The sequence below is a fragment of the Actinomadura barringtoniae genome (genome assembly GCF_017573505.1).
Lineage (GTDB): Bacteria > Actinomycetota > Actinomycetes > Streptosporangiales > Streptosporangiaceae > Spirillospora > Spirillospora barringtoniae.
The window spans coordinates 136,576-155,701 of the sequence record NZ_JAGEOJ010000016.1 but is presented as its reverse complement, the minus strand read 5'-3'; the positions used below and the strand labels follow the sequence as shown (position 1 = coordinate 155,701).

18 protein-coding genes are annotated in these 19,126 nt (G+C 70.8%); 7 read left to right on the top strand and 11 right to left on the bottom strand.

Features of this window, described 5'->3' with window-relative positions:
* The first annotated feature begins 17 nt into the window (after nucleotides 1-17).
* From J4573_RS35495 to J4573_RS35485, 3 genes are all read left to right on the top strand, one after another.
* Nucleotides 18-434, top strand: a complete 417-nt coding sequence (locus tag J4573_RS35495) for a PH domain-containing protein (protein ID WP_208260464.1) — start codon at nucleotides 18-20, stop codon at nucleotides 432-434.
* Nucleotides 435-692: 258 nt separating this feature from the next.
* Nucleotides 693-1,955: an HNH endonuclease signature motif containing protein gene (locus J4573_RS35490; RefSeq protein WP_208260463.1), complete on the top strand. Its 1,263-nt coding sequence runs from the start codon at nucleotides 693-695 to the stop codon at nucleotides 1,953-1,955.
* A 542-nt stretch (nucleotides 1,956-2,497) separates the two neighbouring features.
* The gene (locus J4573_RS35485; RefSeq protein WP_208260462.1) at nucleotides 2,498-3,451 is read left to right on the top strand and encodes a carbohydrate kinase family protein; all 954 of its coding nucleotides are present in this window, start codon (nucleotides 2,498-2,500) and stop codon (nucleotides 3,449-3,451) included.
* Nucleotides 3,452-3,477: 26 nt separating this feature from the next.
* On the opposite strand, the gene J4573_RS35480 is transcribed toward J4573_RS35485, so the two are convergent.
* The 10 genes from J4573_RS35480 to J4573_RS35435 form a co-directional block, all read right to left on the bottom strand.
* On the bottom strand, nucleotides 3,478-3,921 hold the full coding sequence (locus J4573_RS35480; RefSeq protein ID WP_208260461.1) for a nitroreductase family deazaflavin-dependent oxidoreductase: 444 nt from the start codon (nucleotides 3,919-3,921) through the stop codon (nucleotides 3,478-3,480).
* 182 nt (nucleotides 3,922-4,103) lie between these two features.
* Entirely contained in the window at nucleotides 4,104-5,786 is a 1,683-nt protein-coding gene (locus J4573_RS35475; RefSeq protein WP_208260457.1) for a class I adenylate-forming enzyme family protein, read from the bottom strand.
* Nucleotides 5,787-5,906: 120 nt separating this feature from the next.
* Entirely contained in the window at nucleotides 5,907-6,941 is a 1,035-nt protein-coding gene (locus J4573_RS35470) for a CU044_5270 family protein (protein WP_208260455.1), read from the bottom strand.
* Nucleotides 6,938-7,477, bottom strand: coding sequence for an RNA polymerase sigma factor (locus J4573_RS35465; protein WP_243774076.1), 540 nt, complete (start codon nucleotides 7,475-7,477; stop codon nucleotides 6,938-6,940). Before J4573_RS35465 ends, J4573_RS35470 begins: the two co-directional genes overlap by 4 nt.
* A gap of 143 nt (nucleotides 7,478-7,620) precedes the next feature.
* Nucleotides 7,621-8,451: a D-alanyl-D-alanine carboxypeptidase family protein gene (locus tag J4573_RS35460; protein WP_307797154.1), complete on the bottom strand. Its 831-nt coding sequence runs from the start codon at nucleotides 8,449-8,451 to the stop codon at nucleotides 7,621-7,623.
* Between the two features lie 58 nt (nucleotides 8,452-8,509).
* A complete protein-coding gene (locus J4573_RS35455; protein WP_208260453.1) occupies nucleotides 8,510-9,496 on the bottom strand; it encodes an alpha/beta hydrolase in 987 nt (328 codons plus the stop codon).
* An 11-nt stretch (nucleotides 9,497-9,507) separates the two neighbouring features.
* On the bottom strand, nucleotides 9,508-10,458 hold the full coding sequence (locus J4573_RS35450) for a D-alanyl-D-alanine carboxypeptidase family protein (RefSeq protein WP_243774075.1): 951 nt from the start codon (nucleotides 10,456-10,458) through the stop codon (nucleotides 9,508-9,510).
* Nucleotides 10,459-10,588: 130 nt separating this feature from the next.
* The gene (locus J4573_RS35445) at nucleotides 10,589-11,248 is read right to left on the bottom strand and encodes a hypothetical protein (protein ID WP_208260451.1); all 660 of its coding nucleotides are present in this window, start codon (nucleotides 11,246-11,248) and stop codon (nucleotides 10,589-10,591) included.
* The gene (locus J4573_RS35440; RefSeq protein WP_208260450.1) at nucleotides 11,245-12,651 is read right to left on the bottom strand and encodes a selenium-binding family protein; all 1,407 of its coding nucleotides are present in this window, start codon (nucleotides 12,649-12,651) and stop codon (nucleotides 11,245-11,247) included. Before J4573_RS35440 ends, J4573_RS35445 begins: the two co-directional genes overlap by 4 nt.
* Before the next feature lie 31 nt (nucleotides 12,652-12,682).
* Entirely contained in the window at nucleotides 12,683-13,942 is a 1,260-nt protein-coding gene (locus J4573_RS35435; protein ID WP_208260449.1) for a sulfite oxidase, read from the bottom strand.
* A 116-nt stretch (nucleotides 13,943-14,058) separates the two neighbouring features.
* Between J4573_RS35435 and J4573_RS35430 the strand changes: the two genes are divergently transcribed.
* The 4 genes from J4573_RS35430 to J4573_RS35415 are packed head-to-tail and all read left to right on the top strand — an operon-like array spanning nucleotide 14,059 to nucleotide 17,803.
* Complete coding sequence (locus J4573_RS35430) at nucleotides 14,059-14,961, top strand: AAA family ATPase (protein WP_208260448.1); 903 nt, start codon at nucleotides 14,059-14,061, stop codon at nucleotides 14,959-14,961.
* A 5-nt stretch (nucleotides 14,962-14,966) separates the two neighbouring features.
* The gene (locus J4573_RS35425) at nucleotides 14,967-16,097 is read left to right on the top strand and encodes a vWA domain-containing protein (protein WP_208260447.1); all 1,131 of its coding nucleotides are present in this window, start codon (nucleotides 14,967-14,969) and stop codon (nucleotides 16,095-16,097) included.
* Nucleotides 16,078-17,196: an XdhC family protein gene (locus tag J4573_RS35420; protein WP_208260445.1), complete on the top strand. Its 1,119-nt coding sequence runs from the start codon at nucleotides 16,078-16,080 to the stop codon at nucleotides 17,194-17,196. Before J4573_RS35425 ends, J4573_RS35420 begins: the two co-directional genes overlap by 20 nt.
* Before the next feature lie 19 nt (nucleotides 17,197-17,215).
* A complete protein-coding gene (locus tag J4573_RS35415; RefSeq protein ID WP_208260443.1) occupies nucleotides 17,216-17,803 on the top strand; it encodes a nucleotidyltransferase family protein in 588 nt (195 codons plus the stop codon).
* Here J4573_RS35415 and J4573_RS35410 read toward each other — a convergent pair whose 3' ends face one another.
* Entirely contained in the window at nucleotides 17,804-19,009 is a 1,206-nt protein-coding gene (locus tag J4573_RS35410; protein WP_208260442.1) for a cytochrome P450, read from the bottom strand.
* Between the last annotated feature and the right edge of the window lie 117 nt (nucleotides 19,010-19,126).

The following is a 19,126-nucleotide window of genomic DNA, read 5'->3' as shown; positions in this document are numbered from 1 at the left end:
GGCCGACCCTCCCGATCGTGTGGCGCCCGCGCACCACGCGCATCGTCGCCTACATCACGGCGGGCGTGATCGTGCTCGGCATGATCGTGCTCGCCGTGGTGGTGGCGCCCACCTTCAAGACCTTCGACCGCGTCCTCATGGTTCTTTTCGCGGTCGTGGTGGCGTGGGTTCTCCACATGCTGGCTCGTTGTCGTATCGAGGCTTCTGAGGAAGGTCTTGTCGTCGTCAATGCCTTCCGTACCCGTCGTCTTGATTGGCCCGAGGTGCTGGACGTCAATATGACCGAAGGCGAGCCCTGGCCGACTTTGGACCTGGCCGATGGCAGTTCGATGGGTGCCATGGGCATTCAGGGCGCGGAGAAGCATTTGGCTTCGCGGCAGTTGTCGGAGCTGCAGGCCTTGGTGCGAGCGAAGAGCGAAGCTCCTGACCGCTAATTACTGTGCGGCATCGGTCACCCCTTCCGCTCTGGCTGGTGCCCGTCTGCGGGTTTGTGCTGGCTAAAGGCCAAAAAGCTCGGCGACGAGGAAGGAAGGGGCGGGGCCGGGGGCTGGGTTGTTCGGGTGCGGGTCTCACGGGGTTGAGCTACAAGCTTTGATAGCCGCGCTTCGCGCGGGAAAAGCGCCGTCGAAAGAATCTTCGAATATTGTCTATTTGATCATCATAATGGCAGACTGTGATGGTAAAATAACGGTATGAGTTCGATCGTGGCGGACCCCGAATCCGCTTCCACCCAGCAACTGGTGGAAGCGGCATCCGTCATATTCTCCGAACTCGCTAATAGAGCTGCTCCTGATTCCGGGACCGCCTGCATGGAGCTGGCTGAAGCACTCTCCACGGTCACCGACCGCGCTGAGCATGTGCTCGCCGAGTTGATTGCGGTGGTGGACCGGACGGGTGAGATGAAGGCGTGGGGTCTGCCGTCCACGCAGGCGTGGTTGCGGTGTCGGATGGGCATGCGCGAGGGCCGTGCCAAGGAACGCATCACGCTGGCCCGTCAACTTCACCGGCTCGGTCGTGTCTGCACGGGCCTGGCCGCTGGTGAGCTGTCGTTCGGCTATGCGGCCACGATCGCCGACGCTGTGCAGCGTCTCAATGACGATGACACCGCAGCGGCCGAGGACATCCTTCTCACCGCCGCAGGCGAGGGCCTGTCGGCGGGGAAGGTCGCCAAGCTGGGTGGGAAGATCCATGACCTGGTGCGTGAGTACAACGGTGAGGAGAAGCCGCCCGAGGATGTGCAGCGGGGTTATGAGCGTTCGTGGGTGACGGTCAGCCGGTCGCTGGATGGGGGCTGCTATCTGAAGGGCTGGCTCAACCCCGAGGACACCGCGATCCTGGACGGCACGCTGGCTCCGTTGGCCAAGCCCGCCGGGACTGACGACCGTCGTGACCTGGGTGAGCGGACCGCCGCCGCCCTCACCACCGTGCTCGCCGGAGGCCACGGAGCCACCCGTGTCACGGTGATCGCTGACCTGGAGACGCTGACCGGTGCCGACACCCCCGGGCGACTCCGTGACGGCACCCCGATCCCCGCCGAGCAGGTCCGCCGCCTGGCGTTGACCGCCGGAATCTCACCCCTGATCTTCGGTCGCGGGCATGTGCCTCTGTATCTGGGGCACACGGTTCGGATCGCCAGCGCTGGCCAACGCCGGGCACTAGAGACGCTGTATGACACCTGTGCCGTTCATGGGTGTGAGGTGCCGGGTTTCCTGTGCGAGGTTGACCACGTTGATGGTTGGGCGCTGGGAAGCCCGACCGACATCGACAAGCTGACGCTGTGCTGCGGCTGGCACAACCGGTGGAAACACACCAACCCGCAGCAGATAGAGATCAGCAAGAGCGACGGCCGGTTCGTCTACCGGACGCTGGCGCCGGACGGGATCGCACGAGCTCGAAGATCGATCCCCGAACACGACGCCAACCCCTGGCAGGACGATCAATCCCTAGCCGCCTGAAACAGGCCCGGAGGCACCACGCTCCGGGCCTACAGGCACGAACGCCAACCCAACCACACACCAACCCCCACGCGAAGCGCGGCCCAAAGGTCCGAACCCCAGCCACGTGAGACCCGCACCCGAACAACCCACCCCCAACCCCGCCCCCACCTACCTCGTCGCCGAGCCTTTCGGCCTTCAACCAACACCCCACCCGCCAGCCGGGCAGCAGACCGCCACGGAAGGGGTGACCGCTGCCGCTCACTCCGCGCGAAGCGCGCCACCAAGCACGAACCCCAACCCCGCTCCGGACCTACAGGCACGAACGCCAACCCAGCCACGCACCCGCCATAAGCACCAAGCCCAACCCGCGCCAAGCCCGCAGCCGACCAGCAACCCCCCAGCCCGCCCCCACCTTCCTCGTCGCCGAGCTTTTCGGCCTTCAACCAACACCCACTCGCACCCGGGCACCCAACCGCCACGGAAGGGGTGACCGATGCCGCCTTTAACAGACCACCCGCGCGGGCCATGGCATCAGATGTCCGCGCTACGCTCGCGACACCATGACTGAGATCGCGGTGATCGGCGAGGCAGTGGCGGACGCGTTTCTGCCGGGCGATCCTGACGCTGGGGATGCCCTGCGAATGGAGGTGCGCCCGGGCGGCGGGCCTGCCAACACAGCGGTCGCGCTCGCACGCCTAGGAACGTCCGCTCAATTCCTGGGCCGCCTGGGCCATGGGCCGTTCGGGCGCCTACTCCGCAGGCACCTGCTCGCATCAGGCGTTGAACTGAACGTAGTGGACGCGCCCGAAGAGGCCACACTCGCAGTAGCCGCGATCGACCGCTCCGGCCAGGCCGCCTATGAGTTCTACGCGCGAGGCACCGGCGACTGGCAATGGACGCGCGACGAGCTGCTCGAACGCGAGCCACGGGTAGGGGCCGTTCATACGGGATCGCTAGCACTCGTCATGGAGCCTGGCGGACCGCTCATCGAGGAGATGCTCGAACGCCTGCGCGGGCAGACGACGATCTCGATCGATCCCAACGTACGACCGGGCATCGTTCGGTCCGAGGTCTATCGGGAGCGCCTGGCACGCTGGACACGACTCGCGGACATCATCAGGCTCAGCGAGGACGACCTGGCCGTGCTCGCGCCACGCGCTCCCGTGGCAGAGATCTGCGACGCCTGGCATGCCGACGGCGTACGGCTCGTGGTGATCACCCGGGGCGGTGACGGAGCGCTGGCTTCGCTGGACGGGCAGCGGGTGGAGGTTCCGGCGGTCGCGGTCAAGGCCGTGGACACCGTCGGCGCCGGGGATGCGTTCATGGCCGGGCTGCTCCACTGGCTGAACAGGCAGGACGCACTCGGGCTGGCGCTGACGATCGACGATGTTCGTACGGCGCTCACGTTCGCCAGCCACATCGCAGCCGAGACGTGCCGGGTGCCGGGTGCGGACCCGCCGTGGGCGGACGCGCTGAGCCCTCGGGCGCTCGATCTCCTGTCGGCTGGGCACTAGCGGACCGGCCAGGGCCCCTTATCGGGTCATCCGCCGGTGCGCACGAGGGTGCCGTAGAGGGCGCTGCCCGCTCCTGCTCCAGCGGCTTGGATGGCCGACGGCAGGTCCGGGGAGTCGGTCGGAACGACTTGAGGATCGGACAGCCGATACCGGTTGCCCCGGTGCACCACCCCGGCCGAGCCGGCCGCCTTGATGTTGCGCACCCAGTCGGACTCGGCGCCGTAGTTCAGCATCACGGCGAGCTTGCCGCGTTCGACGAAGGCCATGACCGGGGTCTGGTACTGCTTGCCTGACTTGCGGCCGGTGTGCTCGATGACGGCGTAATAGGGCAGGTAGGGAGCCCACAGACGCTGGATCGGGTTGGTGACGCGCCGGTTGAACCGTGCGATGGAACGCATCCTGCCGGGCCCCAGGAGCGAGGCGATCCGTCCCATCACGACGGCGACCGTGGAGCCGAATCTCTTAGCCATTGGGCAGCCCTCCTCATGCGTCGATACTCATGCGCGATACTCATGCGCGATCGGCCGCACCGTCAAGCGAACATCTTTGTCTCTTTGACCACAGTGGACCACAGTGGACCGCAGCGGACCGCAGCGGACCGCAGTGGACCGCAGCGGACCACGGTGGACCACGGTGGAGAGCGGCCGGTCGGCTAGGGTCCTACCCGTTCGGCGGCGATCCGGCGGAGTTCACCCTTGGCGACTTTGTCGCCGGACGAGCGCGGAAGGTCTGCCAGCACGACCAGATGCTCCGGGAGCAGCTCCTTGGTCAGGCCCTTGCCGACCAGGTAGGCGGCGAGATCGGGCAGGGTCAGCGACGCCCCGGAGCGCAACGACACGACCGCGCAGACTCGTTCGCCGAACAGCTCGTCGGGCACCGGGACGACACCGCACAGCTCCACCGCCGGATGGCCGCCCACGGCGTCCTCGACCTCGCGGGCACTGATGTTCTTGGCGCCCCGGATGATGATGTCGGACGTACGGCCCACGACGTGGAGATAGCCGTCCTCGTCCAACGACACCAGGTCGCCCATCAGCAGGTAGCCGTCGTCGGTGAACAGCTCCCGGTTCGCCTCGTCGTCCCGGTAGTAGCCGGCCGACAGCAGCGGTCCCTTGCCGCCGGGCTGCCCTGGTCGCCCGGGCCCCAACCCCGGCCCCGGCCCCTGCGCCCCGAAGATCCGTACGTCCATCTCGGGGATCAGGCGTCCGCCCGTGCGAAGGCGCGCCTCCCTCGGGTCGTGGACGGTCGTGCGGCTGAACGCGCCGCTCTCGTTCGAGCCGAAGAAGTTCAGGACCGCCGCGCCGCTTCGTTCCTCGAACGCGGCGGCGTCCTCGTACGGGATGGCCTCGCCACCGGTGAAGACAACCCGTACGGACGACAGGTCAGCATCCGGGCGCGACCGCATGAGCATCCTGAGCTGGGTGCTCACCAGGCACAGCACCGCCGGGCGCTCCCGTTCGATCATCATTACGAGCTCGTCCACGTCGAACCTGGGCAGCACGGCCGCCGTCATGCCGGTCAAGATCGGCATGACATGCGCGCTCCACAGGCCGAAACCGAAGGGCGCGGGCACCGCCCCCAGCAGGACCTCGTCGTCCCGCACGCCACCGGCCGCCTCGATCGCGAGTTTCGCGAACGCGATCCAGCGGTTCTGGTGCTGCATGACGCACTTGGGCAGCCCGGTTGTTCCCGAGGTGGAGTTGAGCATCCACAGGTCGTTCGGCCCGAGCTGCCCGAGCTGCCCGAGCTGCCCGGGAGGCCCGGGAGGCCCGGGAGGCCCGGGAGGCCCGGGAGGCCTGAACTGCCCGGGGGGTCCGAGGTGCGAGGGAGGCCCGGGCGGCGTCGGAGACTCAAGGCGAGCCCCCGACGCCGCGTCCGAGCTGTCGTACAGGAAGAGGTGGCGCTCGACGCCGGCGCCGTGTCGAGCCAGCGCGTCGGGCAGTTCGGCCATGTCACGGCCACGGTGTTCGGGCAGTGTGACGATCCCGCGCGCGCCCGAGTGGCGGACGAGATGTGCGATCTCCGCGTCGCCTGCCCGTGCCCCGATGCCGACGGCTACGACGCCCGCGCGTTCGGTCCCGAGGAGGGCCACGTGGAAGTCCACGCCGTCCGGGAGGAGCAGGGCCACCCGGTCGCCGGGGGCCGGCCCGGCGCCGCGAAGCGCGCCCGCGACCTCGTTGGCCGCGCGGTCGAGCTCGCCCCACGTCAGGGACCTGGACGGCTCGACATAGGCGATCCGGCCGGGCCGGTGCGCTCGGACCATGTCGCCGAGCGGCGCAGTCTCCCACCAACCGGCCTCGGTGTACCGGCGGACCAGCCCAGGATCGACGATCACTCGCTCACTCCCTCAGCAAACGCTTGGTCGTGGCGATCCTAGGGGCCAGGCCAGACCGGGCCAGGCCAGGCCAGGCCAGGCCAGACCGGGCCAGACCGGGCCAGGCCAGACCGGGCCGGGCTAGGGGCGCTTGCCAGGGCGGTCGCCAGGGCGGTCGAAGACCCCGACCCCGATCTGGGCGGTCCAGGTCCAGACCTCGCCCTTCGCGGCGTTCTGGTTGTCGCCGGAGGGATCCTTGTAGGCGCGGATGGTGTACGAGCGGGAGCCCAGGTACTCGTAGGTCTTCGGATCGATGATGACCTCGTCGCGCAGGTAACCGTGGTGCACGCGGTAGAGGGTCACACCCCGGCGTCCGAGCAGATCCTTGGCGTGCGCCTCGTAGGTGGTGCCCGGAATCTTGGCGAGGGCGCCGTACATGGCGGCGCGGAGGCGCGACGGGAGGGCCTTGTCCCACATGCCCGCCTCGATCTCCATGAACGCGTACTGGTTCCGGGTCTCGACGCCGCCGCGTCGCACGTCATCGCGCAGGGAGACCTTCTTGAAGACGGCGGCGAGGAGCTTGTCGGGATCGGTGGGCCAGGCGAGGACGTCGGCGTAGTTCACCTGCGCCTCGGAACCTTGGTGGACGCTGAGATGCCCGTTCCGGATGTCGGCCCACTGCTGGTCGTCGGCGCGGGTCCAGACCTCGGTGGGGCGGTTCAGCTTGGGGCGGGCGGCGCCGAGCTTGAGGTACGGACCGCCGTCGACCTTGGTCGTGACGCTGGTGCTCTTCGAGTACGCCCACTGGGTGGGGCGGGGGCGGTCGTCGGGCTTGGCCGCGGCGGCCACGGCCGCGTTGTTGGCGAGGTCCATGGCGTTGGCGACCGGCCGCATGCGGAGTGGCTGCTGCCTGGCGGGAGCCGTTCCGTCGTTCTGGAGAACGACGAAGGAGCCCACGGCGGCGACGGCCAGGCCCACACCGGCGGCGCCGACGCCGACGGCCAGGAAGCGGCGCCGAGGCGTGTGGCGGGATGCGCGACCGGGTGCGCGGCCGGGCGAGCGACGCGCCTCGGACGCGTCGAGCAGCCTGGCGCGGAGGCGGGCCTTGGCGACGGGGTCGTACGGCGGCACGTCGGGACGGGCCTCGCGGAAGGTGGTGATCTCGTCGGTGGTCATGCCGGGGACTCCTCGTGCGTCGTCATGGGGTCGGTACCGCCGAACGCGCGGCGCACCTTCTTACGGATCCTGTGCAGGCGGGATCGGACCGTTCCGACCGGGACGCCGAGGGCCTGAGCGGCCTCCTCGTAGCTCAGGTCGGCCCAGGCGATCAGGAGCAGGAGGTCGCGGTCGGCGGCCGAGAGCCGTGCCAGGATCGCGGCGAGGCGGGGCTGGAGGCGTTCGGCGGTGACGCGGGCGGCGCTGCGTTCGTCGAACGACTCGACCGTGCCGGGGGTGCGCGTGCGGGCCAGCATGCGGTTGCGGCGGACCTCGGCGCGCCGGTGCTCCCGGACGGCGTTGGTCGCGATGCCGTAGAGCCAGGGGCGCGCGTCGGGGCGGTCCAGGTCGTAGCGGGAGCGCTTGCTGAACGCGGTCAGGAACGTCTCGGCGACCACGTCCTCGGCCATTTCGGGTCCGAGGCGGCGGGCGACGTAGCGGTGGATCTCGTCGCTGTGCCGGTCGAAGACGAGCGCGAAATGCTCCGGCTCCCGCAACGACTGCCTTATGAGGACTGCGTCAGAGGTGTCCTGTGCGGGGGGCGCGGTCAACACGTACCACGTCCGTTCATTGGGGGGTCCTTTCGAGTGGGGCTACATCCCGTTCTCGGCCGGACCTCCCGAACGAGTTCCCTTTTTCTTTAGTCGGTCACGGGAACGTCGGCCAGGCGTAGTGCGGACGGGGTCTTCGCGTTGAAGCCCCAGTCGAGCATGTGGGCCGCATCAGTAAAGCGGTTGGCCGAAGAGACATTACCCAGGGCCACGCCGTACAGCGTCCGCCTACCTCTGGTCGCGCTGAACAGCAGGCAGTAGCCGGCGGCGTTGGTGAAGCCGGTCTTGATGCCGCGCGTGCCGCGGTAAACGCCGAGAAGCCGGTTGGTGTTGGTCCAGCGGTAGCGGCGATGCCTTCCGCTCTTAGGCAGTGTGTATGCGGCCTTGCCCGCCACAGAACGAAACGTCGGGCTCTTCATCGCGTACTGGGCCAGCCTGGCGAGGTCGCGCGGCGTCGTGGAGTCGGCGAAGGCGGTGGGCCAGGGGAGCCCATCGAAGTTGTCGTAGGTGGTGTGGCCCATGCCCAGCGTGTGCGCGGTCGTGTTCATCTTGCCGACGAAGCCGCGCCAGCCGGGCCCGTAAGAGTCGGCGAGGGCATAAGCGGCGTCGGCCCCGGAAGGCAGCAGCAGGGCGTAGAGGAGCTGCCGGGCGGTGAAGCGGTCGCCGGGGCGAAGCCCCGCCACGGTCGCTCCGTGCCTGGCACCGTACGTCAGGTACTTGCGCTTGATGGTGATGGTCCGGTTCAGGTCGCCCGAACGAATCACCACCATGGCGGTCATGACCTTGGTGATGCTCGCCATGGGCCGCCGGGTGTCGGCGTCCTTGGACCAGCGTTCGGTGCCGTTGCCCTCGATGAGGTAGGCGGCGCGGGCATGGATTCCAGCGGGGGCGTTTCCACCGGGGGCGGGAGCGATCGGCACGCGCAGGATGCTAAGCGATTCCCCTGCTCAACGCCCTGCTACGCGCCGAGGGACCCTGCTACGCGCCGAGGGACTTGGTCAGGCGAGGCCAGGAGTTGTGCATCTCGCGCTGCCAGTACGGCCAGCGGTGCGTACCGGTGTCGTAGAAGTGGCGGGTGGCGGGGATGCCCAGCGGGCTGAGCCGTAGGGAGAACGCGGCGACCGTGGTCCAAGCGAGCTGTTCGGCGGAGTTGCGAGCGCCGTACTCCTGGCCGGGGGCGTCGAACGGACCGTCGAAGCCGGTCATGCTGCACGAGAGATACAGCTGGGTGCCCTTGAGGCCGGGCGCCTGGGTGATCGGGTCGTGGGCAGGCCAGACGTTCGGGCTGAACCAGGGCGGGCCCCACATGTCCAGGCCGTTCAGCCCGTCGTGCTGCATTCCGGCGAGCATGCCCTCGGGGAGGCCGGGCAGCAGGGTCGCGGCGTACGGGCTGTAGGCGGCGGCGTAGGAGAAGAAGCGCGGATGCCGGGCCGCGTAGATGAGGGCGCCGTAGCCACCGGCGGACAGGCCCGCGACGGCGCGGTGCGGGCCGCCCCGGTAGTGCCGTTCGACGACCTGGCGGACCTCGGTGAGGTGGTAGGTCTCCCAGCGCGGCGTGCCGCCCTTCCCTCCGTACCACCAGTCGGTGAAGCCGCCGGAGCGTCCGCACTCGGGCATGACGATCAGCGCGTTGGTCTTGGCGGTGAACGCCTCGATGTCGGTGGAACGGGTCCAGGAGACGTAGGTGTCGTTCCCGCCGTGCAGCATGAAGATCACGGGCCAGGTCCGCTTGGCCGAGGCCGACCAGCCCGGCGGCACCAGCAGCCGGTTGGTCAGCGTCCGGCCCATCGCGGGCGAGGACACGGTGAACTCCAGAAGCCTCTTGCTCAGCCACTTCTGGCCGACGACCGCCGGGCCCGCCGCCTCCGCCGCCTCCGCGGGGGAGCCCGGCAGCCCGATGGAGGCGGCCGCGCCGGCGGTCACCAGCCCGGCCTTGCACACATCGCGTCGCGTGAGTCCGGCCATGGCCGCCCGCCTTAGTCGATGTTGGCGCCGGCCGGAACCGGCGGGACGCGGTAGACCTCGGCCGTGCGAACGCCGAAGCCCCAGTTCAGGAGGCGCGCCGCGTCGGTGAAGCGCGCGTTCGGGTTGCGGGTGGAGCTGTTCAGCACGACGCCGATCAGGATGCGCTTGCCGCGGTGGGCGGCGAACATCAGCGAGTAGCCCGCGCCGTCGGTGAAGCCGGTCTTGATGCCGATCGTGCCGCGGTACGACCCGATCATCAGGTTGGTGTTGGTCCACTTGTAGGCGTGGTGCCCGCCGCCCGAGCCGAGCGAGTAGGACCTGCGGGCGACGACCGCGCGGAAGTCCTTGTTCCTCATCGCGTAGTGGCCGAGCTTGATCTGGTCGCGTGCCGTCGACAGCGTCGAGGTCTGCGACGGCCAGGGCAGCCCGTCGAAGTTGGCGTAGTGCGTGCGGGTCATCTTGAGCTGCTTGGCGGTCTTGTTCATCTTGGCGACGAAGCCGCGCCAGCCGGGCCCGTAGGAGTCGGCGAGCACGTAGGCGGCGTCGCAGCCCGAGGGCAGCATCATCGCGTTCAGCAGCTGCCGGACCGTCAGCTTGTCGCCCGCGCGCAGCTTGGCCGAGCTGGCGCCGTGGCTTTTGGCGTAGTCGACGTGCTTCTTCTTGACCGTGATCTTCCGGTCCAGGTGGCCGCCGCGCAGCACGACCATCGCGGTCATCACCTTGGTGATGCTGGCGACGGGCCGGCGGGTGTCGGGGCTCTTGGTCCAGCGGGTCTTCTTCGCGCCGCTGTCCCAGAGGTAGGCCGACCTGGCCGCCACGCTCGGGCCCTTCGCGGCGGCGGCGGGGACCGCGGGCGCGGGGGTGGTGGCCGCTTCGGCCGAGGCTGAGGCTGAGAGGGCGGGGGCCGCCATGAGCGGCGCCATGGTGACTCCGGCGATCGTGATCTTGATCGTCGACCTCATGCGTTCCCCGTTCCTCATCGGCCATCGCGTGTCCCGTCGGGCACAGCGGCGACAAGGAGGTTGTCAGGCGGGTCAGTGCCCCGGCAAGGGAAGGTGATCAAGATGCCAAATCCGGCCGGGGCGTCAACCATCAGGCGGTGAGGAGCGTCGCCGTCCCGGCGCCGATGAGCGCCACCGCCCACACGCGGTCGAGGTTGAACCAGGCGTGCCGCAGGATCGCCAGCCCGACCAGCTCGTACACCGCGATGGCGATCACCCCGGCGACGGTGAACATCGCCAGGGTGTGAACGCCGGTCACGAAGACGCCCGTGGAGATCGCGCTGCCCGCGCCCGCCTCCAGGCCGTGGCTGTGGGCGGAGTGCACGCCGGACGACCCACCGGACGACACACCGGACGACGAGGTGAGGATCGGCAGCAGCATGAGCCCGGCGCCGTGCACCGACGACATCAGGAACGACCAGCCCGCCAGCTGCCACAGCGACAGCCGCATGCCGACCCAGCGGAAGTGCCGGTTGGACAGCAGCCGCCACAGCCCGAACCCGACCAGGACCACGCCGCCGGCGATCGCGATGACCTGGGTCGCGACCACCGACTCGGTGAGCGACACCAGGATCGCGACCGCGCCCACCGAGGCGGCGTGCCCGGCCGCGATCGCCGGGAGCGACTGCAGCACGAGGGCGCGGCTGCGTTCCTGAAGGCCGCGCGCGACCGCGAACAGCCAGCCCATGCCGGGGTTCAGCCCGTGGAACGCCCCGAGCGCGATGAGCGCCGCGAGCGAGCCGTTCGTCACGGGTAGCAGTACGAATCGGAGGAGGCGTCACCGCCCTGCAGGCGCACCTGGTGCGGGCGCAGCCCGCGGAACGCGTCGCCGTGCGGGAAGAAGCGTTCGTCGAACCCGAAACCCGAAGCGGAGGAGTCGAGCTTGGCCATCCAGGCACCGACGCCGTCCGGGTAGAACTGGTCGTCCCACGCCCCATAGAGCGAGTTCGTCACGTACACCCGTTGGCCGTCGCGGCTGACCTCGACCATCTGCGGCCCGCCCGCCAGCGGCAGGTCCGGCGCGGCCGGATGCGGGGTCCGGCGCACGATCCCGCCGAGGTGCACCGAGCCCGCCTCGACCGGGTGGAACGGGTCGCTCACGTCGTAGCGCTTCAGCTCGCCGGTGCCCCAGCACGACACGTACAGCCAGCGGTCGTCCACCGACAGGTCGATGTCGGTGACCAGCGGCGGCACGGCCCCGAACGGCTCGATGACCGGCGGGAGCAGGGCCGGGTCGGCGGGCTCGGCCGGGATCGTGATGACCTTGGTGGCGGCCCAGCCGTCGCCATCGTCCGCCCGATGCCACAGCCACACCGACGCCGACAGGTCCTCGACGCTGACGACCACGCCGGCGAAGCCCCACTGCTTGGTCGGGTCGTGCGCGGGCCGCAGCTCCAGCGCCATCTGGTGCTCGTCGCCGAGGTCGACGGTCTGCACGTGCTTGCGCTTGGGCAGGTCCCAGAAGTGCAGCGCGTGCCCGTACTTGCGGCCGAGGAGCAGCTCGCCGACCACGCCGTCCTCGATCATCGACGGCGTGCCCCACTCGGAGGTGACGAGCACGTCGTGGGCGATGTGCCACCAGGCGTCGTAGGCGAAGTACTGCGGGCCCCGGTCGACCTCCCAGCGTCCGCGCACCTCGAACGAGGTGTGGTCGAGCAGCGCGATCCCGCCCGGCCCCTCCTCGCCGTTCGCCCCGCCGAGCGCCGTCACGTACAGCCCCTCGGGACCGCAGTGCACGGTGTGCGGACGCGAGTAGCCCGCCCGCTTGGCCAGCTCGTCGGCCTCCAGGGTCTTCACGAGCTTGGGCGCGCGCGGGTCGTCCTTGGTGTCCAGCACGTAGATCCGCGACGACCGCAGGCCCGGCACCACCAGGTAGCGCCGCTCGACATGCGGGTGCGGCGCGTACGGGCACAGCGCGCTGCTGCACGCGTTCCAGCCGAAGTGGTGCAGCTCGTCGCCGAGGTTGGGCAGCTCGCTCCAGCCGACCACCTCGCCGTACGAGCCGGACCCCGGATCGACGTCCAGCACCGCGATCGCGTCCGGCTTGGCCGCCGAACGGTCGAACGCGGCGACGTAGGCGAGCGTCTCCGGGGGCGCCTCCGCGGCGTCGCGCGGCGAGGCGTAGAAGGTGGGATCCGGCTTCCACAAGGCCATGGGGCTCTCCCGGCTCTTCCGACTCTTTCGGCTAAATGACGGTCACGGGGTGTTTCACGATCGCGCCGAACAGGTATCCGAGCGTGTTGTAGGCGGCGGTCGCGGGCTGCACGGCACCGGTCTCGTCGGTGGCGCGGGCGAGCAGTTCGTACGACCCGGGCGTCTCGGGCCGCCAGGGGAACTGCCAGCGCACCCAGCCGTGCTCGGCGCTCGGCCCGTACGTGCGGGCGCGATCCCAGGACGCGCCGCCGTCGCTGCTGACCTCGACCCGGCGTACATGCCCGTTGCCCGACCACGAACGGCCGGTCAGCACGTGCCTGCGGCGGGCGGCGAGCTCGGCGCCGAAGGGGAGCTCGAACGCGCTCTTGACGTTCATCCTGGTCAGGGGCGCGCTGCCCTCGGCCGGGAAGTCCGGCCCGAACATCCGGTAGTACCGGGTGTTCCACGGGGAGTACAACGGCTGATCCGACACCTGAACGTCACCGAGCCATTTGATCGATGCGATGCCCACCCACGAAGGTACGACGAGCCGCACCGGAAAACCATGGTCGGGCGGCAGCGGGCGGCCGTTCATCTCGTAGGCCAGCAGCACGTCCTTGAGCGCCTTGGCGATCGGCAGCGGGCGCCGCACCCGGCCGAGGTTCTCGCCCTTGTCCAGGTACTCGGGGTCCAGGCCGCGCGGCAGCAGGTCGACGGCGTGGCGGGTGAGCCCGGCACGTTCCAGAACGGTCGCCAGCCGCACGCCGCGCCACCGCGCGACGCCGACCGCGCCGAGCTTCCAGGGTGTGCCCGAGACCTCCTGGCCCTGCTGCGAGGCGTAGAAGCTGCGGCCGTTGCCGGTGCACTCGATCGAGGAGACGAGGGTCTCGGCCCGCATCGCCCTCAGGTCCTCGTAGGAGAACTCGATCGGCCGGTCCTCGCCCGGCGACCCGCGCAGCCCGCTGCCCCACAGCTTCAGCCGCCACGTGCGCGCGTCGATGAGCGGGGTGGACACGTGGTTGCGCACGAAGAAGTGGTCGACGGGCGTCAGGTAGCCGGTGTCCTTGAGCGCCTCCCAGCGGGTCTCGGCGTTGGTGCCGTAGTTGATGAACGTCTCGGGCGGCAGCGGCTTGACGATCGGCCCGCCCTCGGCCGCCGTGGTTTGCGTCGAGGCGGCGGCTCGGCCGGTGGCGGCGAACGCGGCGGCTCCGAGACCGGCTCCGAGACCGGCTCCGGCGGTGGCGCGCAGCAGGCCGCGCCGGGACATGCGCACCCGTTCATAGGTGGCCTCGTCGGTGAGGTCGTGCTTCATGCGACCGATCGTGGTGGGCGGAACGCGTAAAGTCAACTGATCCTGTAGGAAAAGTACTGTTTCTATGGGAAGTGCGAAGGGGTCGAAGCGGGAACGGCGGTGGGTAGCCTGTCGGTGTGACGCGAAACGCGGCAGACCCGGCGTCCGGCGTCGATTCGCCCGGCGAGCTCGTACGGCGGCTGGACGAGCACGCCTATCTGGCCGACGAGGGCCTGGCGACGGCGGGCTTCCTCGCGCTCCGGATGGGGCGCCCGCTGTTCCTGGAGGGCGAGGCCGGCGTCGGCAAGACCGCGTTCGCCCGGGCCATGTCGCAGGTGCTCGGCGCTCCGCTGATCCGGCTGCAGTGCTACGAGGGGCTGGACGCCGCGCAGGCCCTCTATGACTGGGACTTCCCGCGCCAGCTCCTGCACCTGCGGGCCGCCGAGGCCGCGGGCGTCGCCGACGTCGACCGGCTGGAGGGCGAGCTCTACGACCGCCGTTTCCTGGTCGCCCGGCCGCTGCTGCGCGCCCTGGAGACCGTGCCGAGCGTGCTGCTGGTGGACGAGATCGACCGCGCCGACGACGAGTTCGAGGCGTTCCTGCTCGAGGTGCTGAGCGACTTCACCATCACGATCCCCGAGCTCGGCACCGTGCGCGCCGAGCGGCCGCCGGTCGTCGTGGTCACCTCCAACCGCACCCGCGAGGTGCACGACGCGCTGAAGCGCCGCTGCCTCTACCACTGGCTGGAGCACCCCTCCTACGACCGTGAGGTCGCGATCATCCGGCGGCGGCTGCCGGACGCGGCGGACCGGCTCGCCGGGCAGGTCGCCCGCGCCGCCCAGCGGCTGCGCGCCGAGGACCTGCTGAAGCCGCCGGGCGTCGCCGAGAGCCTGGACTGGACCGAGGCGCTGGTCGCGCTCGGCGTCCGCGAGCTGGACCCCGAGACCGCCGCGGTGACGCTCGGCGCCGTGCTGAAGTACCGCGAGGACGGCGAGCGGATCGTCAAGAACGGCCTGGCCGCTCTTCTTGACGGGGGATGAGCGCGATGCGCGACGTCACCGAGACGATCGTCGGCTTCGCCCGCACGGTCCGCGCGGCGGGCGGGCCCGCCGACGCCGAGCGGGTGCAGGCGATGCTGCGCGCGCTCGACCACCTCGACGTCCTGGACCCGGCCGACGTCTACTGGGCGGGCCGCCTCACGCTCTGCGCCGACCCCGGCGACCTGGACCGTTACGACCGCTGCTTCGCCGCCTACTTCTCCGGCCGTACGGTCCGCCCCGGGCCGCGCGTTCCGCCGCCGGTCGTACGGCGCCACGTCGTCGTGCCGAGCATGCGCACCCCCGAGGGCGCCCAGGAGCGCCCGACCGACGTCGACCTGGCGACCGCGAGCGGCGTCGAGGTGCTGCGCCGGCGCGACGTCGCCCGGCTCTCGGCCGCCGAACGCGCCGAGGTCAACCGGCTGATCGCGCTGCTGGAGGCGACCGCCGAGCCGCGCCGCACGCGCCGCTTCCACCCCGCGCCGTCCGGCCGCCTCGACCCCGCCCGGACCGTACGGGAGGTGCTGCGGCGCGGCGGTGAGATCTCCCTGCTGCGCCACCGCACGCACCGCACCCGGCCGCGCCGCGTTGTGCTGCTCATCGACGTCAGCGGCTCCATGAGCCCGTACGCCGACTCCCTGCTGCGCTTCGCGCACGCCGTCGCCCGCGCCGGGGGACGGGCGGGCGGCCGGGGCGCCGAGATCTTCAGCGCGGGCACCCGCCTCACGCGCCTGACGCGGGAGCTGCGGCAGCGCGACGCCGACACCGCGATGGCGGCGGCGTCGGCGGCGATCCCCGACTGGAGCGGCGGCACCCGGCTCGGCGAGGAGCTGAAGGAGTTCCTCGACCGCTTCGGGCAGCGCGGCACGGCCCGCGGCGCGGTCGTCGTGATCGCCTCCGACGGGTGGGAACGCGGCGACGCCGAGCTGCTCGGCACGCAGATGGCGCGGCTGCACCGGCTCGCGCACCGCGTCGTGTGGGCCAACCCGCACAAGGCGCGGCCGGGCTACGAGCCGCTGACCGCCGGGATGGCGGCGGCGCTGCCGCACGTGGACGACTTCACCTCGGGGCACAGCCTGGGCGCCCTGGAGGAACTGGCACGGCTGATCGGAGGTCCCGATGCGCGACGTACTCGGTGACATCGTGGAGTGGTACGAGACGGGGGAGCCGTTCGGCCTCGCCACCGTGGTCAACACCTTCCGGAGCGCGCCCCGGCCGCCCGGCGCGGCGATGGCGGTCTCGGCGTCCGGCGAGGTCGTCGGCAGCGTGTCCGGCGGCTGCGTCGAGGGCGCGGTCTACGACCTGGCCGAGTCGGTCCTGGAGTCGGGCGCGCCCGTGCTGCAGCGGTACGGGGTGAGCGACGACGACGCGTTCGCCGTCGGCCTCACCTGCGGCGGGATCCTGGACGTGCTGGTCGAGCCGATCACGCCCGCCACGTTCCCGCAGTTCCGCGAGGTGGCGGCGTCGATCGCGCGGCGCGAGCCCGTCGCGGTCGCGACCGTCGTCGCGGGCCCCGGCGACATCGGGGCGCGGCGGCTGGTCTGGCCGGACCGCGCGACCGGCTCACTGGCGCCCGGCGCCCCGCATGAGGAACGGCTGGACGACGCGGTCGACGACGACGTGCGCGGCATGCTCGCGCAGGGCCTGACCGGCCAGCGGCACTACGGCCGCGAGGGGGAGCGGCGGCTGGACGAGCTGACGGTGTTCGTGCACAGCTTCGCGCCGCCGCCCCGGCTGCTGGTCTTCGGCGCCATCGACTTCGCGGCGGCGGTCGCGCGGGTCGGCAAGTTCCTCGGCTACCACGTGACCGTGTGCGACGCGCGGCCGGTGTTCGCCACCGCCAAGCGCTTCCCCGACGCCGACGAGGTCGTGGTCAAGTGGCCGCACAAGTACCTGGACGAGGCCGAGGTGGACGCGCGCACCGCGATCTGCGTGCTCACCCACGACCCCAAGTTCGACGTGCCGCTGCTGGAGGTCGCGCTGCGCACGGGCGCGGGCTACGTCGGCGCGATGGGTTCGCGCCGCACCCATGAGGACCGGCTGGAACGGCTGCGCGAGGCGGGCGTGACCGAGGCGGAGCTGGCCGGGCTCCGTTCGCCGATCGGGCTGGACCTGGGCGCACGCACCCCCGAGGAGACCGCCGTGTCCATCGCCGCCGAGCTCATCCAGCTCAGGTGGGGAGGTTCCGGACGTCCCCTTACCGACACCAGCGGCCGGATCCACGGCGAAACGGGGTAAGAGGCCCTACGCTCACCAGATGACCTTGCATGGTGAGGTGCCTCCGGCCGGTTTGCTGCTGGCCGCGGGGGAGGGGAGCCGGCTCGGCCGCCCGAAGGCGCTGCTCGAACTCGGCGGCGAGCGCCTGGTGGACCGGGGCGTCCAGATGCTGCGCGAGGCGGGCTGCTCGCCGGTCGTCGTCGTGACGGGCGCCGCCGAGGTGGAGGTCATGGGCGCGGTCACCGTGCCCAACCCGGACTGGCGCAGCGGCATGGGCTCCTCGCTGCGCACCGGGCTCGGCGCACTGCCGCCCGGCTGCCCGGCCGTGGTCGTCGCGCTGGTCGACCAGCCGCGCGTCACCGCCGAGGCCGTACGGCGCCTCATCGCGGCCTACGAGTCCGGCGTCGGCATCGCGGTCGCGACCTATGAGGGCCGTCCGCGCAACCCGGCGCTGTTCAAGGGCGAGTTCTTCGAGGCCATCGCCGAGTCGGCCGTCGGCGACGTGGGCGCCCGCACGTTCCTGCGCACCCACGCCGACCTGGTCACCCAGGTGCCCTGCGACGACATCGCCGCCCCCGACGACATCGACACCCCAGAGGACCTGGACGCCTTCATGCGCCAGGAATGACTAGCCGGGAAGGACGAAGAGGTTCTGCGGGCGGCGGACCAGGTGGCCGGTCGACCAGGGGACGTCGGCGGCGGGCTGGGCCAGGCGAAGGTCGGGCAGCCGTTCCGCCAGCGCCGCGAAGGCCTCCTGCAGTTCCATCCGCGCCAGGTTCGCGCCCAGGCAGTAGTGGGCGCCGCGGCCGAACGCGATGTGGGCCTGCTCGCGGCCCGGGCGGTACTCCTCCGGCTCGGGGAAGACCTCGGGGTCGTGGTTGGCGGCGATCGGCGGCGACAGGATCGCCTGGCCCTTGCGGACCACGCCGCACGACAGCTCGACGTCCTCCTTGGCGACGCGGGGGAGCCCGTTGTCGCCGGGGATCTCCATGCGGAGCAGCTCCTCGACGGCGTGCTCGACCATCTCCGGCGACTCCGCCAGCGCGGCGTAGCGTTCGCGCGGCTCCAGCAGGCGCAGCAGGCCGCGGGTCAGCACCGAGGCGGTGGTCTCGTGCCCGGCCGCGACCAGCATCATCGCGATCCGGGTGAGCTCGTCGTCGTTCAGCCGGTCGTTGCCGTCGTCGTCGCGGGCGTCGATCAGCATGGCGATCAGGCCGTCGCCGGGCGCGGCGCGGTGCGCGGTGACCATCTCGGCCATGTAGATCGCGAACTCGAACGCCGAGTGCAGCCGCTGGTCGGGGGTGAGCGCCGCGGTCGACAGCAGGTCGTCGGACCACTGGCGGACCCTGGCGGTGTCGATGCCGTCGACGCCCATGATGTCGCAGATCACCTGGATGGGCAGCGGGAAGGCGAACGCGGTCACGAAGTCGACCGGGCCCTCCTTCGCGCCGACCAGCATCTCGTCGATCATCTCGTTCGCGATCGCGCGGACCCGCGGCCGCCAGTTCGCGATCTGGCGCGGCGTGAACGTGCCCGACAGCAGCCGGCGGAACCGGGTGTGCCGGGGCGGGTCCATGTTGAGGATCTGGTCGGGGTCGCTGGACAGGTCCTGGCCGAGCACCATCCGGGGCGCGCCCGGATAGTTCAGCTCCCGTGAAAAACGGGGGTCGGACAGCACGGTGACGACGTCCTCGAACCGCACCGCCATGACGGCCTCGTCGCCGCTCGGAAAGGTGACCGGCGCGAGGGGATCCTCCCGGTGACGGCGCGTGAACTCGGCGGGCAGACGCCCTTGCGGGCCTGGCGTGAACGGCACGAGCGGTGAATCGGTCACAGCTGGACCATAACCGCGGACCGCCCGGCCGGTGAAGCCGTCTCATGCACGCTACACATAATTGTGATCATGATGGCCGGGCGGTCAGCTTCGGTGCATTCCAGCGCTGACGTGCGC

What these genes read in the sequence shown, in the direction of transcription:
- J4573_RS35490 (WP_208260463.1), top strand. Translation starts at nt 693, where the DNA reads ATGAGTTCGATCGTGGCGGACCCCGAATCCGCTTCCACCCAGCAACTG.
- J4573_RS35485 (WP_208260462.1), top strand. Translation starts at nt 2,498, where the DNA reads ATGACTGAGATCGCGGTGATCGGCGAGGCAGTGGCGGACGCGTTTCTG.
- J4573_RS35480 (WP_208260461.1), bottom strand. Translation starts at nt 3,921, where the DNA reads ATGGCTAAGAGATTCGGCTCCACGGTCGCCGTCGTGATGGGACGGATC.
- J4573_RS35470 (WP_208260455.1), bottom strand. Translation starts at nt 6,941, where the DNA reads ATGACCACCGACGAGATCACCACCTTCCGCGAGGCCCGTCCCGACGTG.
- J4573_RS35455 (WP_208260453.1), bottom strand. Translation starts at nt 9,496, where the DNA reads ATGGCCGGACTCACGCGACGCGATGTGTGCAAGGCCGGGCTGGTGACC.
- J4573_RS35450 (WP_243774075.1), bottom strand. Translation starts at nt 10,458, where the DNA reads ATGAGGTCGACGATCAAGATCACGATCGCCGGAGTCACCATGGCGCCG.
- J4573_RS35440 (WP_208260450.1), bottom strand. Translation starts at nt 12,651, where the DNA reads ATGGCCTTGTGGAAGCCGGATCCCACCTTCTACGCCTCGCCGCGCGAC.
- J4573_RS35435 (WP_208260449.1), bottom strand. Translation starts at nt 13,942, where the DNA reads ATGAAGCACGACCTCACCGACGAGGCCACCTATGAACGGGTGCGCATG.
- J4573_RS35425 (WP_208260447.1), top strand. Translation starts at nt 14,967, where the DNA reads ATGCGCGACGTCACCGAGACGATCGTCGGCTTCGCCCGCACGGTCCGC.
- J4573_RS35420 (WP_208260445.1), top strand. Translation starts at nt 16,078, where the DNA reads ATGCGCGACGTACTCGGTGACATCGTGGAGTGGTACGAGACGGGGGAG.
- J4573_RS35415 (WP_208260443.1), top strand. Translation starts at nt 17,216, where the DNA reads ATGACCTTGCATGGTGAGGTGCCTCCGGCCGGTTTGCTGCTGGCCGCG.